This window comes from Cupriavidus sp. MPR-AND1C, assembly GCF_058809705.1.
The window spans coordinates 106,598-121,139 of the sequence record NZ_JBXASU010000008.1 but is presented as its reverse complement, the minus strand read 5'-3'; the positions used below and the strand labels follow the sequence as shown (position 1 = coordinate 121,139).

Annotated in this window: 12 protein-coding genes; 9 read left to right on the top strand and 3 right to left on the bottom strand. The window is 65.8% G+C overall.

Translation table 11 applies throughout. The annotated features are described in order from the left end of the window. Positions 1–89 precede the first annotated feature (89 nt). Complete coding sequence (locus AC1RWI_RS07550) at positions 90–1,055, bottom strand: LysR family transcriptional regulator (RefSeq protein WP_492865448.1); 966 nt, start codon at positions 1,053–1,055, stop codon at positions 90–92. A 90-nt stretch (positions 1,056–1,145) separates the two neighbouring features. On the opposite strand from AC1RWI_RS07550, the gene AC1RWI_RS07545 reads away from it, so the two are divergent. From AC1RWI_RS07545 to AC1RWI_RS07535, 3 genes are all read left to right on the top strand, one after another. Further along, positions 1,146–2,150, top strand: coding sequence for a Bug family tripartite tricarboxylate transporter substrate binding protein (locus AC1RWI_RS07545; protein WP_492865446.1), 1,005 nt, complete (start codon positions 1,146–1,148; stop codon positions 2,148–2,150). 7 nt (positions 2,151–2,157) lie between these two features. Then, a complete protein-coding gene (locus AC1RWI_RS07540) occupies positions 2,158–3,270 on the top strand; it encodes a CaiB/BaiF CoA transferase family protein (RefSeq protein WP_492865444.1) in 1,113 nt (370 codons plus the stop codon). 196 nt (positions 3,271–3,466) lie between these two features. After that, positions 3,467–5,068 (top strand): alpha/beta hydrolase family protein, encoded by a 1,602-nt coding sequence (locus AC1RWI_RS07535; RefSeq protein WP_492865442.1) that lies wholly within the window; start codon positions 3,467–3,469, stop codon positions 5,066–5,068. Positions 5,069–5,138: 70 nt separating this feature from the next. Here the strand turns inward: AC1RWI_RS07535 and AC1RWI_RS07530 are convergent, their stop codons facing one another. After that, the gene (locus AC1RWI_RS07530; RefSeq protein ID WP_043353074.1) at positions 5,139–6,497 is read right to left on the bottom strand and encodes an MFS transporter; all 1,359 of its coding nucleotides are present in this window, start codon (positions 6,495–6,497) and stop codon (positions 5,139–5,141) included. A gap of 147 nt (positions 6,498–6,644) precedes the next feature. On the opposite strand from AC1RWI_RS07530, the gene cyoA reads away from it, so the two are divergent. The 5 genes from cyoA to AC1RWI_RS07505 all read left to right on the top strand — a co-directional run bounded on the left by cyoA (position 6,645) and on the right by AC1RWI_RS07505 (position 11,711). Next, complete coding sequence (gene cyoA / locus AC1RWI_RS07525) at positions 6,645–7,724, top strand: ubiquinol oxidase subunit II (RefSeq protein WP_492865440.1); 1,080 nt, start codon at positions 6,645–6,647, stop codon at positions 7,722–7,724. Positions 7,725–7,803: 79 nt separating this feature from the next. Continuing rightward, the gene (gene cyoB / locus AC1RWI_RS07520) at positions 7,804–9,807 is read left to right on the top strand and encodes a cytochrome o ubiquinol oxidase subunit I (RefSeq protein WP_492865438.1); all 2,004 of its coding nucleotides are present in this window, start codon (positions 7,804–7,806) and stop codon (positions 9,805–9,807) included. Beyond that, positions 9,800–10,456 carry a cytochrome o ubiquinol oxidase subunit III gene (cyoC, locus tag AC1RWI_RS07515; RefSeq protein WP_492865436.1) on the top strand — a complete coding sequence of 219 codons (657 nt, stop codon included), beginning with the start codon at positions 9,800–9,802 and terminating at the stop codon, positions 10,454–10,456. The genes cyoB and cyoC overlap by 8 nt, the downstream gene beginning before the upstream one ends. Then, complete coding sequence (gene cyoD, locus AC1RWI_RS07510; protein ID WP_043353083.1) at positions 10,453–10,860, top strand: cytochrome o ubiquinol oxidase subunit IV; 408 nt, start codon at positions 10,453–10,455, stop codon at positions 10,858–10,860. The genes cyoC and cyoD overlap by 4 nt, the downstream gene beginning before the upstream one ends. A gap of 17 nt (positions 10,861–10,877) precedes the next feature. Then, complete coding sequence (locus AC1RWI_RS07505; protein WP_492865434.1) at positions 10,878–11,711, top strand: SURF1 family protein; 834 nt, start codon at positions 10,878–10,880, stop codon at positions 11,709–11,711. A gap of 16 nt (positions 11,712–11,727) precedes the next feature. On the opposite strand, the gene AC1RWI_RS07500 is transcribed toward AC1RWI_RS07505, so the two are convergent. Next, on the bottom strand, positions 11,728–12,930 hold the full coding sequence (locus AC1RWI_RS07500; RefSeq protein ID WP_082055048.1) for a dipeptidase: 1,203 nt from the start codon (positions 12,928–12,930) through the stop codon (positions 11,728–11,730). A 248-nt stretch (positions 12,931–13,178) separates the two neighbouring features. On the opposite strand from AC1RWI_RS07500, the gene AC1RWI_RS07495 reads away from it, so the two are divergent. Continuing rightward, on the top strand, positions 13,179–14,480 hold the full coding sequence (locus AC1RWI_RS07495; RefSeq protein ID WP_492865432.1) for a UDP-N-acetylglucosamine 1-carboxyvinyltransferase: 1,302 nt from the start codon (positions 13,179–13,181) through the stop codon (positions 14,478–14,480). The last annotated feature ends 62 nt before the right edge of the window (positions 14,481–14,542 follow it).

The window sequence follows — 14,542 nt, the reverse complement described above, 5'->3', positions numbered from 1 at the left end:
GAGCGCCTTGTTTGGTGGGCATATGATATCCGGTCAGGGGGCGGGGCTATGTGAGTTTGCGTGAACCTGGCAACCCGTCCGGCGCGTCCCTAAGGGTTGCCGGCTTCCTGCAGCGCATTGGCGATCAAGGTGACCGCCGGCGCAACTGCCGCATCCCGTTGGGTAATGAACACCATCCGCCCGGAGGCGAACGGCGTGCGCAAGCGCACCTGGTGCACCATGGACGTCTGCGCGTAGTGGCGCACGGCGCTGGCCGGCGCAACCGTCAGGAAGCCACTCGCGGCAACCATCGACAAGCTGCTGTGAAATGAGATGGATTCGATATGCGGCACGGGCGGCAACTGACCGCTATCGAGAAACGGCTGCTCGAAGACCTCCCGCGTGTGGGTGCCGCGCGGCGGCAGGATCCATGGTCCTTCATGCAGTGCCGGCAGGCTGACCTCGCGGCGCCTGGCAAGGGGGTGGTCCCGCGCGCAGGCAATGGCCAGGTGTTCGTCCCATAGCGGCGTGATGTCCAGCCGTTCCCGCGATTGCGCGGGATGGCCGGTTTCCAGCCGGCCTATGACGCAGTCGAGCTCGCCACTGGCGAGCAGCCCGAGCAGGCCGCTGACGGTGTGCTCCCTTACCTGCAAGCGCGGCAGCACACCCTGCCGGCTTAGCGCGGCGATCATCCTTGGCAGCACGTTGACCCCGACCAGCGGCAGCACGCCCATGCGCACCAGCGGGATCTCCGGGCGGGCCGCCAAGGCCTCGCTGGCTGCATCCAGGGCGCCCAGTGCAATGCGCAAGCGCTCCAGGGCGCGCTCGCCCGCCGGGCTCAGGCGGCCGCCTCGCGTAGTGCGCTCGATCAGCGTGCAGCCGAAGGCTTGCTCCAGCTCCTGCAGCATCTTGGTCACCGCCGGCTGGCTGATGTGCATGACCTCGGCGGCGGCGGTCAGGGAGCCGGTTCGCGCCACCAGGTCCAGCAGCCGCAGATGGCGGATACGCAGGCGGTCGATCCGGTTCGGATGGGCGGCGCGCGCCGCAGCCACGCGCGAAGGGGAAACCGTTGCCATAACCAATCCTGATGGATTCATAAGAACTGGATCATTGTCTCGAATGATGGCGCGGCGTGACAATCGGGCAAAACCAGAAAGGAGACCGAGATGCCTGCATCCATCTGCCGCACGCGTCGCCTGATGCTGCGGACCCTGCTGACGCTGCCCGTTGCGACAGCATCCGGCACGCCGGCTTTGGCGTTTGCCGTGGACAACTACCCCAGCCGCCCGATTCGCCTGGTGGTGCCGTATGCCGCCGGCGGCGGCCCGGATATCCAGGCGCGCAAGCTGGCCGAAGTGCTGGGCAGGGAGCTTGGCCAGCCCATCGTGGTGGAGAACAAGGTGGGCGCGGCAGGCATCCTTGCCGCCGAATCCGTGGCGCAGCAGCCGGCTGATGGCTACACCTTGCTGCTGGGCGCCTCCACCCACGTCGCGCAGAAACTCTTGCAGCCATCCGTCAAGTTCGATCCCGCGGCGTTCACCCACGTGATCCGCATCGGCGTCAGCCCCGCCGTGCTGGTGGTGGGGGCGAACTCCCCGTACCGCACCGTGGGCGAACTGGTGGCCGCCGCGCGGCGCTCGCCCGGATCGCTGAACTATGCATCGGGCGGCATTGGCTCGGCCGCGCATATCTGCGGGGCGGCCTTCGCATCGGCGACAGGCATCAACGCGGTCCATATCCCCTACAAGGGCTCGGTGGAAATCGTGCCGTCGCTGATCAAGGGGGACACGCAATTCGGTTTTCCGGTAGCGGCCACCGCCGTGCCGCAGATCGGCAACGGCAAGGTGCGCGCGCTCGCCGTGACCTCGGCGCAGCGGATCCCCGGGCTGCCAGGCGTGCCGACCCTGAGCGAGGCGCTTGGGCGCAGCGATCTCACGCTGGATTCCTGGAGCGGCATCTGGGCTCCGGCAAACCTGCCGAAGCCCTTGGTGGCGCGCTTGCATGCCGCCATGCTGAGGGCACTGGCGGATCCCGGGCTGCGCCGGTTCTATGCCGAGACAGGGGCGCTCATCGAGCCGAGCCCCACACCCGAATCCTTCACCCGCCTTGTCACCGAGGAAACCGCCAGGATGCGGCAGGTGATCGAGAAAAACCACATCACGATCGAGTGAGCCTGCCATGTCTATCACCGCTTCCCATTCATTTACCCCGCTCGCGGGCATCCGCGTGCTCGATTTCTCGCACGTCATCGCCGGTCCCTTCGCCACCTTCCTGCTGGCGCAGCTCGGGGCCGACGTGACCAAGGTGGAAAATGCCAACGGCGGCGATGTCATGCGCCGCACCGCACGGGGCCGCGAGGGCTTCGTCGCGCTCAACGCTGGCAAGTCGTCGCTTGCCCTCGACCTTGGCAGCGAACAAGGGTGCCAGCATGCGCTGGAGCTCGCCGCCACTTGCGATGTCTTCGTCGACAACCTGCGGCCGGGGGTGCTGGAGCGCTTCGGGCTCGGCTTCGAGGCAGTGCTTGCGCTGAATCCGCGCGTGGTCTACTGCAGCATCTCCGGCTTTGGGCGCGGCGCGCCGGCATGGCGCGGCCGGCCCGCTTACGACCACGTGGTGCAGGCCGCCACCGGCATGGCCTACATGGCGGGCAACGAGGGTGACCCGCCCATCAAGACGGGGTTCCCGGTCATCGACTCCGCCACGGGGCTGCTCGCCGCCTTCGCCATCCTTGCCGGCGTACGCGACAGCGAGCGCACCGGGCGCGGCATGCTGCTCGATATCTCCATGGCCAGCGCCGGCATGCAGCTGATGTACCCCATGACCTGCGACGCGCTCACGCACGGCGCCACGCCGCCCCGGCAGGGCAACCAGGGCTACTCCGGCAGCCCCTCCGCCGACTTCTTCCGCACGCGCGACGGCTGGCTGGCCATCGGCGCGAACACGCCAGGCCAGTTGCTGGCATTGCTCGAAGCGCTGGGCCTTGGCCAGCTTGCGCGGGATCCCGCCTTGTTCAATCCGCCGCTGGAACGCAGCGGGCTGCCTGCCTTTGTGCGCTCGCTCGATCCGGGCGCGCTCAAGGAGGCGCTCGCCGCCGCGCTGGCCGATGGCCTGGCCACGGAGCTGGAAGCGCGGCTTAGCGCGTGCGGCATTCCGGCCGCGCGCCTGCGCAACATCGCGGAGTTTGCCGCCGAATCCCGGGACAACGGCAGCCTGGAAACCATCGAGCTGCGCGATGGCGATGCCGCCGTGCTGTCGCCGGGGCTGGGCTTCCAGGTGCGCACAGGGCGCTAGGCCTGGCCGCCTGGCTGCAACCTTGCGTTACTGGTCCTGACCCTCGGGGTGGACAGGCATCACGACCTGTTCATCCCTTTTTCACAATACGAGATCGTGCGCTATAAGGCTGGCGGGTAGTTGAACCGTTTACCTACACTCCGCTAATTGTGTGGATCAGGCTAACCGACGTAGTCCACTGGCGGGGGGATGGAAGATGCGATTGACCATGGCGAAGGCGGGCTTTGCGGGCTTGACGTGTCTGGCGCTGAGCGCGGGGGCTTGTGCGCAATCGGCGAGTTCTTGCAGCGGGGGCAGTTGCAACAACAACGACAACAGTAGTCGCGGCCAGCTTCTCGATCACAGGACCACGCTGCGCCTGAGCGCGGCGGCGCTGGCCGGTGTTCTCAATGCGAGCGATTCAGGCCGGCAGCTATTGCAGATCGCCGGCACCCCTGCGTGCGACCTGGAGATCGTCTACTTCCGCTACCGCACCATCGGGGGCGCCAATGAGCCCACCACCGCGAGCGGCGCGCTGATGATTCCAAGCGGCGGGCGCGCATGCGGTGGGCCACGCCCGGCGTTGATGTACGCGCATGGCACCACCACCTACCGCAAGTACAACCTTGCGGACCTGACGCAGCAGGACCCGGGCAACGGTGATGGCGCCTCGGAGGGCATCAGCGTTGCGGCCATGTATGCCGCGCAGGGCTATATCGTGGTGGCGAGCAACTATGCGGGTTACGCCGGCTCCGAGCTTTCCTATCATCCCTACCTGAATGCCCAGCAGCAATCGGCGGACATGATCGACTCGCTGCGGGCCGCGCGGGTTGCGCTGGCCCGGGCGGGCTCGGGCAAGGCGGCACGGGAGAATGGCAAGCTCTTTATCACCGGATATTCGCAGGGCGGCCACGTTGCCATGGCCACGCATCGCGCGCTGCAGGCGGCGGGCATCAACGTGACGGCGGCTTCCACGGGTTCGGGGCCCTATGCCATGGCGGCCACCGGGGACGCGCTGGTCGCGGGTGAGGTGGATCTGGGTTCCACCATCTTCACGACCATGGTGGCGACCAGCTACCAGAACGCCTACGGCAACATCTACCGCAGGCCGGGCGACCTGTTTGAGGCCACCTACGCGCGTGGCATCGAGGATCTCTTGCCGAGCGTGACGCCAATCGACACGCTGATTGGCAACGGAAAATTGCCCGCCACGGCGCTCTTCAGCCCCTATCCGCCGGCCGCGCAGTTTGCCTCGCTGACGCCGCCGACTTCGCCCCCGCTGGCACCGCCTGAGCTGACGCCGATCTTTGCCCTCGGCTTTGGCCAAGGCAACCTGGTGCGCAACAGCTTCCGCCTCGGCCTGCTGGAAGACGCGCTGGTCAATCCGGATGGCGCGTTCCCGTACACCACGGTGGCGATGGCGCCGGCGGCCAACCCGGCTGCGCCGCTGCGCCAGGCGTTCAAGCGCAATGACTTGCGCAACTGGATCCCGCGTGCCCCGGTGCAGCTTTGCGGCGGTCGCTTCGACCCGACGGTGTTCTTCTTCAACGCGACCGTGCAGCAGGCTTACTGGCAGAACGCCAAGGTGCCGGCGGGGCTGACTTCGGTGCTGGATGTGGATGCGCCGGTGGCCGGGCCCGCCGATCCGTATGCCCCGATCAAGCAGGGCTTTGCGCTGGCCAAGGCGACGCTCGCCGCGCAGGCCGTGGCGGCGGGCGCAACCGATGGTGGCGCGTCGGCGGTGACCGAGGCCTACCACGGGAGCCTGGTGGCACCGTTCTGCATGGTCGCCGCGCGCGGGTTCTTCGGGGATTTCTGAGCAAAGCGGCGTGTAAAGGAAAGCGGCCAGTCATTGCGCATGACTGGCCGTTTGCATTATCGTGGCCGGGTCAGTCGCGCGCTTCCATCTTGCGATTGATCCACAGCGCCAGCAACGTGCATGCCACGCCGGACAGCAGGTAGCCGCTGACGGCAAACAAGCCGAACTCCGCCGACAGTCCCAACGCCACCAGCGGCGCGAAGGCGGCGCCGAACAGCCATGCAAAGTCGGAGGTCAGCGCCGCGCCGGTATAGCGAAAGCGCGATCCGAAGTTTGCCGTGACAGCGCCCGCGGCCTGCCCGTACGACAAGCCCAGCAAGCCGAAGCCGATCAGGATGAACAGGTCTTGCCGCGCCGGGGTGCCGTTCATCAGGTACGGTGCGAACAGGCCGAAGATGCCGATCAGGACTGCCATCAGCGCCAGGGTGGTGCGCCGCCCGATGCGGTCGGCGATCCAGCCGGAGGCGATGGTGGCCGCCATGGCGATCCCCGCGCCGATGATCTGGATGATCAGCACGTCATTGATGTCCTGCGTGGCGTGCAGCGCGACCCACGACAGCGGGAACACCGTGACCAGGTGGAACAGCGCGTAACTGGCCAGCGCGGCAAAGGCGCCGATGAACAGGTTGTAGCCCTGGGCGCGCAGTATCTGCGCCGGGCTGATCGGCTCCAGCTCGCCTTCTTCCAGCAGCTGCGTGTACTCCCGGGTCACCACCAGCCGCAGGCGCGCGAACAGCGCGACCACGTTGATGGCGAACGCCACGTAGAACGGATAGCGCCAGCCCCAGTCCAGGAACTCGTCGAAATCCAGGTTGGCGCGCAGGTAGAGGAACAGCGAGCCGGCAAGGAGAAATCCGATCGGCGCGCCGAGCTGTCCCAGCATCGAGTACCAGCCGCGGCGGTGCGCCGGGGCGTTCAGTGCCAGCAGTGATGGCAGCCCGTCCCATGAGCCGCCCAGCGCAATGCCCTGCAGGATGCGCAGCGCCGCCAGGATGACGATGGCGTGGTTGCCGAGCGCATCGTAGCCCGGCAGGAACGCCATGCCCGCCGTGGCGGTGCCCAGCAGGAACAACGCGGCCGTCAGCTTGATGCTGCGTCCCCAGCGGTGCTGGATCGCCATGAACAAGGTGGTCCCGAACGGCCTGGCGATGAAAGCGAAGGAGAAGATCGCGAAGGACAGCAGCAGCCCTTCCAGTTGCCTGACGAACGGGAAGAACACGCTGGGGAAGACCAGCACCGAGGCGATGCCGTAGACGAAGAAGTCGAAATACTCGGACGCTCGCCCGATGACGACGCCGGCGGCGATCTCGGCGGGCGCCACCCGCGCCCGGTGCGCCGCGTCTTGCGCGGGCGTGGGGGAAGACGGTGACGGCTGGTGCTGGTGCGCAACGCCGCTGCTGCCGCTGCTGCTGCTACTGCTGCTGGACATCGTCAGGCCCTCTCGTCTCTCGTTGTTCGGGGTGGCGTTTTGTGTCACTCCTTTAAGAATGGCACTTCTTTGACTACAGTGCCATAGGAAATGTTGAGTTTCCGCGGCCAGCCCACCGGCGTAGTTCCAACGATCACTTCCACGGCTATGCAATTTCGCATTCGGATAGTGCCATCCCGCTACGCGACGCGCGGATGTCTGTTGTTTGCAGCCATCCTGCTGCTGACAGGCTGCAATGCGGTCTTGCTGGCCCCGGCCGGGGATCTCGCGATCCGGCAGCGTGATTTAATCATCATTTCAACCGGGCTGATGCTGTTGATCATCGTGCCGGTGATTGCACTGACGCTGCTCTTTGCCTGGCGCTACCGCGAAGCCAACAGGCAGGCCATCTACGAGCCCGACTGGGACCATTCCACCTTGCTGGAGCTGGTGATCTGGGCAGCGCCGCTCTTGATCATCATCGCCCTGGGCGCGTTGACCTGGGTCAGCACGCACAAGCTCGATCCCTACCAGTCCTTGAGCCGTATCGACGCCGAGCGCCCGGTGCCCATGGGCATGGAGCCACTCACCGTGGAGGTGGTGGCGCTGGACTGGAAGTGGCTTTTCTTCTACCCCGAGCAGGGCATCGCCACCGTCAACGAGCTGGCGGCGCCGGTGGATCAGCCGATCCGCTTCAAGATCACGGCGTCCAGCGTGATGAACTCCTTTTTCATCCCTGCGCTGGCGGGGCAGGTCTACGCCATGCCTGGCATGGAGACCAAGCTGCACGCCGTGATCAACCAGCCGGGTGTCTACGAGGGCTTCTCCGCCAACTACAGCGGCGCGGGCTTCTCCGGCATGCGTTTCAAGTTCCATGGCATGAGCGCAGAGGAATTCGCGCGCTGGGTCCAGCAAGCCAAGGCCGGCGGCGGGGCACTGACGCGCGACGCTTACCTGCAGCTGGAGCAACCCAGCGAGCTTGAGCCGGTGAGGCGCTACGCCAGCGTGGCGCCGGGCTTGTACGATGCGATCCTGAACCGCTGCGTGCAAGCCAACCGGCCTTGCATCAAGGACATGGCCATGAGTGCAAGGCAGGGCCAGGGCAAGGACAAGCCGCGGGCCTTCAACGTGGCAGCGCTCGAGCGCGGCGCCGCCGGCGCGAGCCTGGGCGCGATCTGCACGGCAAGCGACCCTGCCGGCATTGGCAACGGCCCCCGTGTGGCGTCCGCCAGCACGTTGCCGCAATGACATTGCCGCAATGACGTCGCAACAATGACCCGTTGCTCCCCGATTCCTGAAACAACGCCCTTGCGGCCCTGGTGACACAATGCCCGAGCACCTCGACCTGACGCAACTGGTATTCGGCCGCCTCACCTGGGAGGCAATCCCCTATCACGAGCCCATCCTGCTGGCGACCTTCGCGGCCGTCGCGATCGGGGGGCTGGCGCTGGTTGGCGCACTGACCTACCTGCGAGCGTGGGGCTATCTCTGGCGCGAGTGGTTCACCAGCATCGACCACAAGAAGATCGGCATCATGTATGTCGTGCTGGGCATCGTCATGCTGCTGCGCGGCTTTGCCGATGCGGTCATGATGCGGCTGCAGCAATCGGTCTCCTTTGGCGATTCGCTGGGCTACCTGCCGCCGCACCACTATGACCAGGTCTTCACCGCGCACGGCGTGATCATGATCTTCTTCGTGGCCATGCCGCTGGTCACCGGGCTCATGAATTTTGTCGTGCCGTTGCAGATCGGCGCGCGCGACGTCGCCTTTCCCTTTCTCAACAACTTCAGCTTCTGGATGACGGTTGGCGGCGCCGTGTTGGTGATGATGTCGCTGTTCGTCGGCGAGTTCGCGCGCACCGGCTGGCTGGCGTATCCACCGCTGTCGGGCGTGTTGCAGAGTCCGGACGTGGGCGTGGACTATTACATCTGGTCCTTGCAGGTCGCCGGGCTGGGCACGTTGTTATCGGGCATCAACCTGCTCGTGACCATCGTCAAGATGCGCGCGCCCGGCATGACCATGATGAAGATGCCGGTGTTCACCTGGACCGCGCTGTGCACCAACGTGCTGATCATCGCCGCTTTCCCGGTGCTCACCGCCGTGCTGGCCCTGCTGGCGCTGGACCGCTATGCAGGCACCAACTTCTTCACCAACGATCTTGGCGGCAACGCCATGATGTACGTGAACCTGATCTGGATCTGGGGCCACCCGGAGGTGTACATCCTGGTGCTGCCCGCGTTCGGCATCTTCTCGGAAGTGGTTTCCACGTTCTGCCGCAAGCGTTTGTTCGGCTACGCGTCGATGGTGTACGCCACGGTGGTGATCACGGTGCTCTCCTACCTGGTCTGGCTGCACCATTTCTTCACCATGGGCTCGGGCGCCAGCGTCAATTCGTTCTTCGGCATCACCACCATGATCATCTCGATCCCGACCGGGGCCAAGATGTTCAACTGGCTGTTCACCATGTACCACGGGCGCATCCGCTTCGAGGTGCCGATGCTCTGGACCATCGGCTTCATGGTCACCTTCGTGATCGGCGGCATGACCGGCGTGCTGCTCGCCGTGCCGCCGGCGGATTTCTCCTTGCATAACAGCCTCTTCCTGATCGCGCACTTCCATAACGTGATCATCGGCGGCGTGCTGTTCGGGCTGATGGCCGGCATCACCTACTGGTTTCCCAAGGCCTTCGGCTACCGGCTGGATCCGTTCTGGGGCAAGTGCTCGTTCTGGTTCTGGCTGGTTGGCTTTTACGTTGCCTTCATGCCGCTTTATGTGTTGGGGCTGATGGGCGTGACCCGCCGCATGAGCCACTTCGAGGATGCGTCCCTGCAGATCTGGTTCCAGCTGGCGGCATTCGGCGCATTCTTGATTGCGCTAGGCATCGGCTGCTTCCTGATCCAGCTGGTGGTCAGCTACCGCCGGCGCGAATCCCTGCGCGACACCACGGGCGATCCGTGGGACGGCCGCACGCTGGAGTGGTCGACCTCATCGCCGCCGCCGCAGTACAACTTTGCCTTTACCCCGGTCATCCATGACAACGACGCGTGGTGGCAGATGAAAGAGCACCACTACCAGCGGCCACAGCAGGGCTTTATCCCGATCCACATGCCGAAGAACACCAGCGCGGGCATCATCCTGGCGGGGTTGAGCACGGTGCTCGGCTTTGCCTTGATCTGGCACATGTGGCTGCTTGTGATCGTGTCTTTCGCCGCCATCCTGATCGTGGCGATCGGCCACACCTTCAACTACAAGCGCGATTGCTACATCCCGGCCGACGACGTCGTCCGCACCGAGGCAGAGCGCACGCGCCTGCTTGCCACCCATGGTTGATACCACCGCCCCCTACGGCCCCGGCGATGTGAGCATGCCGGACACCCCGCGCCAGAGCGAGCTAAGCTTCTACGCGACCAGCGAGGTGCATCCGCAGAACGGCACGTTGCTCGGCTTCTGGCTGTACCTGATGAGCGACTGCCTCATCTTCGCCAGCCTGTTTGCCGTGTACGGCGTGGTGGGGCGGCGCTACGCCGGCGGCCCCACGGGCGCCGAACTGTTCGAGCTGCCGCTCGTGGCGCTGAACACCACCATGCTGCTGCTGTCGTCGATCACCTACGGCTTTGCCGTGCTGGAGATGCAGAAGGCGCAGGTGCGCGCCACCCTGATCTGGCTCGGCATCACCGGCCTGCTGGGCGCGGCGTTCATCAGCCTGGAGCTCTACGAGTTCGCGCACCTGGTCCACGATGGCGCGGGGCCGCAGCGCAGCGCGTTCCTGTCCTCGTTCTTCACGCTGGTGGGCACCCATGGGCTGCACGTGACGGTCGGCATCGTCTGGCTCATCACATTGATGGTGCAGGTGGGGCAGCACGGGCTGATCCCGGAGAACAAGCGCCGCCTGATGTGCCTGTCCATGTTCTGGCACTTTCTGGATGTGGTCTGGATCGGTGTGTTTACCTTCGTCTACCTGATGGGAGTGCTGCCATGAACGCGCATGACAATGCCCTTGCAGGCGATCCCCATGGCCACGGGCATGGCCATGACGACCACGGCCACGATGGCGAGGTCAGCCATAGCACCTTCAAGGGCTACATGACGGGCTTCGTGCTCGCGGTGGTCCTCACGGCGATCCCGTTCTGGCTGGTGATGGCCAAGGTTTTCGATAAATCCAGCACCACCGCGTTGTTCCTGCTGGGCTGCGCCGCGGTGCAGATCGTCGTCCACATGATATATTTCCTGCATATGAATGCGAGATCCGAGGGCGGATGGACCATGCTGGCGTTGATCTTCACGATCGTGCTGGTGGTCATCGCGCTGAGCGGCTCGCTTTGGGTAATGTTCCACCTCGACCAGAACATGATGCCAATGCACGACATGAAGAACCTGCCTTGACGGCCCGGCAGCAGGGCGTGGCCCAACCCAATCCGCCTTCCCGCAAGCGCGCCACTGGCGCGCTTGTGGCGTTTGCCCTGCTCGCCATCGTGGCGGTAGCCGGGCTGCTTTCGCTCGGCGTCTGGCAAGTCGAGCGCCGCGCGTGGAAGCTCGACCTCATCGAACGCGTGAACGCGCGCGTGCATGCTCCCGCCACGGCCGCGCCCAGCGCCGATCAGTGGCCGCGGCTCACCAAGGCCGCCGACGAGTACCGCCGCGTGCGGCTCACCGGCACCTTCCTGAACGACAGCGAGACCCTGGTGCAGGCCGTGACGGAACTGGGTGGCGGCTTCTGGGTGATGACGCCGTTGCGCACGGCGGACGGCAATGTGGTGCTGGTCAACCGTGGCTTTGTGCCGCCTGAGCTGAGCGAGCGCGCCAGGCGCGGCGGGGGTGACCCCACCGGCGAGACCACCGTCACCGGCCTGTTGCGCTTCAGCGAGCCCGGCAACGGCTTTTTGCGCACCAACGATCCGGCGGCCGGGCGCTGGTACGCGCGCGATGTGCCGGCCATTGCCGCCGCGCGCGGCCTGCGCAACGTGGCGCCTTACTTCATCGATGCAGACGCGGCCGTGCCGCTCGGGGACGCCAGCAAGCGCACCTGGCCGGTGGGCGGGCTGACCGTCATCACGTTCAACAACAACCACCTCGTTTATGCGATCACCTGGTTTGCGCTGGCGCTGATGTTTGCCGCGGGCGCTGTCTATGCCGGGCGGGAGGCGTACCGCCGGTCGCGGGCCGACGATACACGGGATACCCAGGATACCCAGGATACGCCGGGTGAGGGCAAGGCGGGACGGCGCGCGCCGTAAGCGCAGGTCCCTCGCGCTACCCCACGCACGCTTCGAACACCCGGCGGTAATTGCCGCCGAGCACCTTGCCGGCTTCCTCTTGCGTGAATCCTGCCGCCAGCAGCGCGGTGGCCAGCGAGGGCAACTGATCGTAGGTCCGGAACACCGGTGGCGAGATGAAGCCGAGCATGTCCGTTCCCACGCCCACATGATCCACGCCAACCACGTCGGCCATGCGCTTGATGCCTAGCGCCATCGCAGGCAGGTCGCGGAAGGTGCCCGCGCTGGGCCAGACCCCGATCACGCCACCGGTGCCCGCGATCACGCGCGCGTGGTCTGGCGTGATCAGCCGGCTGCGCAGGCTGGGGCGCGTCGCCAGCGCGGAGTGCGAAATCACCAGCGGCTTGGTGGAGATGGCGGCGGCGCGCTTGACCAGGTCATAGGTGCCGTGCGCGACATCGACGACGATGCCCAAGGCATTGCAGCGCCGCACCACATCCGCGCCGAAATCCGTCAGGCCTGCGTGCACCGGCGCCTCCGTCTGGATGTCGCCCAGTTCGTTGACGCGGTAGTGTGTGAGCTGCAGGTGGCGCAACTGGTGCATGCCGTACGCTTCGTCCACACGCTCGAGCCTGCCCTCCAGGAAGTCCGCACCTTCCGACGCGATGATCACGCACGGCCCGGCCGGCCCCCGCGTGGCCAGCGTAGCCGCGTCGGTCACCACTTGCATCTGCTCACGCTCCACCAGCTTGTGCGCACGCGCGAATTCGGCCACGCCAAGCGCGTAGAGCTCGCCTTCGGACGGGGTTCGCCAGGCTTCGAAGCGCGTGCGATCGGCGGACACGCGCGTGACGATGGTATCCGTCACGATCGCCAGGCAGATCACGTTCACGCCGCCCGCGCGCATCGGCGCGGCCAGCGCAAGGAAGGGCCGGTCCGCGCCGATGGCGGGATCGCGCGACACAATCACGCGCCCGGCATGGCTGTGCATGTCGATGACCAGCGCGGCGGGGGAGGGCTTCCTGGGGGAGACGTCTTTGACGCCGCTCGCGTCTTTGGCGGCCTTCGTGCCGGCTGAACCCTGCGGCTGGGTGTCGCCGGCAAGGTGTCCCTGTGCACAGGCGGCTAGCGCCAGTGCAGCGCCAGACGCCAGGAACGCGCGGCGGCTGATGCTGCCCGGTGCTTGTCCAGGCGGCGCATCGGCATCGCCCCGACAGATCGTCGTCCGGTCAATCTGCATTGTCGCCCCACGCGTTTGTGCAGCCACCATGATATCGCGGCGCAAAGTGCTTCAGGCGCACCACTTGCAGGACGCCGTCCCATCGCCCTGGGCCTGCGCGCTGCCTGAGGCGGTTTTTCCAACCTGGTCTCTTTTCGAGAGCGTCATCTGTGAACGCTGCCAGGGTGGCATCCTTGTCCTTGGCAGTGCAAGTACAATGCTGGGCGTTGTTCCATCCTGTCCTGGCTCGTCTCGCAATATCCCATCCCATGTCCAATCTCATCGTGCACGGCGGCAAGCCGCTCCGGGGGCGTATTACCCCTTCCGCCAACAAGAATGCAGTGCTTCCTGTGCTCTGCGCCACGCTTCTGACCGATGAGCCCCTGCGCCTGCATGGCGTGCCCGACATCACCGATGTGCGCAAGATTCTCGACATCTTCCGTGCTTTGGGCAGCAAGGTGCATATGGATGACGCAAGCGGCACGCTGTCGCTGCACCATCAGGAGACCGTGTTCGACGCGGCCCGCCATCGGCTGCCCGAAGAGATGCGCTCGTCCATCATGCTGGTGCCGCCGCTGCTCGCCCGCTTTGGCGTGGCCCGGCTCGAAGATAACGTCAAGGGTTGCACGCTTGGCGTGCGCGAGATCGATCCGCACGTCGATGTCTTCCGCCGCTTTGGTGGCGAGGTGGAGCGGGCCGATGGGTCGCTGCTGGTGCGCAGTGCCGGCCAGCTGACACCCATCGACCACTGGCTTGACTATGCATCGGTCACTACCACGGAGAACTTCGTGCTGTGTGCCGCAGCAGCGGGTGGCGCCTCCACGCTCACCAATGCCGCATCGGAGCCCCATGTGCAGGAATTCTGCCGCTTCATGGCGATGATGGGCGCGCGCATCGAAGGCATGGGCACCTCGCGCCTGACGGTGCATGGCGGCAACAAGCTCAAGGGTGGCGACTTTACCTTCGACGAGGATTTTCACGAGATCACCACTTTCCTGGCGCTGGGCGCCATCACCGGCGGCGATGTCGTGGTGCGCAACAGCGCGCCGGGGAATTTCCCGCTGATCGACCGCACCTTCGCCAAGTTCGGCGTGCAGATCACGCACGAAGATGGCTGGTCCCGCGCCACCAGCGCCGGTCCCCTGAAAGTGCAGACGCCGTTTACCAGCAACGTGCTGACCAAGGTCGAGGCCGCGCCGTGGCCTTACTTCCCGGTTGACCTGCTGCCTATCTTCATCGCGCTGGGCGTGCGCGCGCAGGGCAACGCCATGTTCTGGAACAAGGTGTACGACGGCGCGCTGGGCTGGACCGGCGAGCTGTCGAAGTTTGGCGCCCATGTGTTCTCGTCCGACCCGCACCGGCTCATCACCTTTGGTGGCAATCCCCTGACGCCGGCGGTGGTGGAAAGCCCGTACATCATCCGCGTGGCCATCGCCTTGCTCATGGTGGCCGCGAGCATCGATGGCCGCTCGGAGATCCGCAACGCCGCGCCCATCCGCCGTGCCCATCCGCGTTTCGTCGAGAACCTGCGCAGCCTTGGTGTCGAGGTGGAGTGGACCAGCGAGGAGTAATCTCGACTGCGGCTCTAACCTCTGCCAACGGCCAGGATGCCGAGGTTCAGGTCGCCGGCGTG

Bases quoted from the DNA above. Each gene is read 5' to 3' on its own strand.
- AC1RWI_RS07550 (WP_492865448.1), bottom strand. From the start codon at position 1,055: ATGGCAACGGTTTCCCCTTCGCGCGTGGCTGCGGCGCGCGCCGCCCAT.
- AC1RWI_RS07545 (WP_492865446.1), top strand. From the start codon at position 1,146: ATGCCTGCATCCATCTGCCGCACGCGTCGCCTGATGCTGCGGACCCTG.
- AC1RWI_RS07540 (WP_492865444.1), top strand. From the start codon at position 2,158: ATGTCTATCACCGCTTCCCATTCATTTACCCCGCTCGCGGGCATCCGC.
- AC1RWI_RS07535 (WP_492865442.1), top strand. From the start codon at position 3,467: ATGCGATTGACCATGGCGAAGGCGGGCTTTGCGGGCTTGACGTGTCTG.
- AC1RWI_RS07530 (WP_043353074.1), bottom strand. From the start codon at position 6,497: ATGTCCAGCAGCAGTAGCAGCAGCAGCGGCAGCAGCGGCGTTGCGCAC.
- cyoA (WP_492865440.1), top strand. From the start codon at position 6,645: ATGCAATTTCGCATTCGGATAGTGCCATCCCGCTACGCGACGCGCGGA.
- cyoB (WP_492865438.1), top strand. From the start codon at position 7,804: ATGCCCGAGCACCTCGACCTGACGCAACTGGTATTCGGCCGCCTCACC.
- cyoC (WP_492865436.1), top strand. From the start codon at position 9,800: ATGGTTGATACCACCGCCCCCTACGGCCCCGGCGATGTGAGCATGCCG.
- cyoD (WP_043353083.1), top strand. From the start codon at position 10,453: ATGAACGCGCATGACAATGCCCTTGCAGGCGATCCCCATGGCCACGGG.
- AC1RWI_RS07500 (WP_082055048.1), bottom strand. From the start codon at position 12,930: ATGCAGATTGACCGGACGACGATCTGTCGGGGCGATGCCGATGCGCCG.
- AC1RWI_RS07495 (WP_492865432.1), top strand. From the start codon at position 13,179: ATGTCCAATCTCATCGTGCACGGCGGCAAGCCGCTCCGGGGGCGTATT.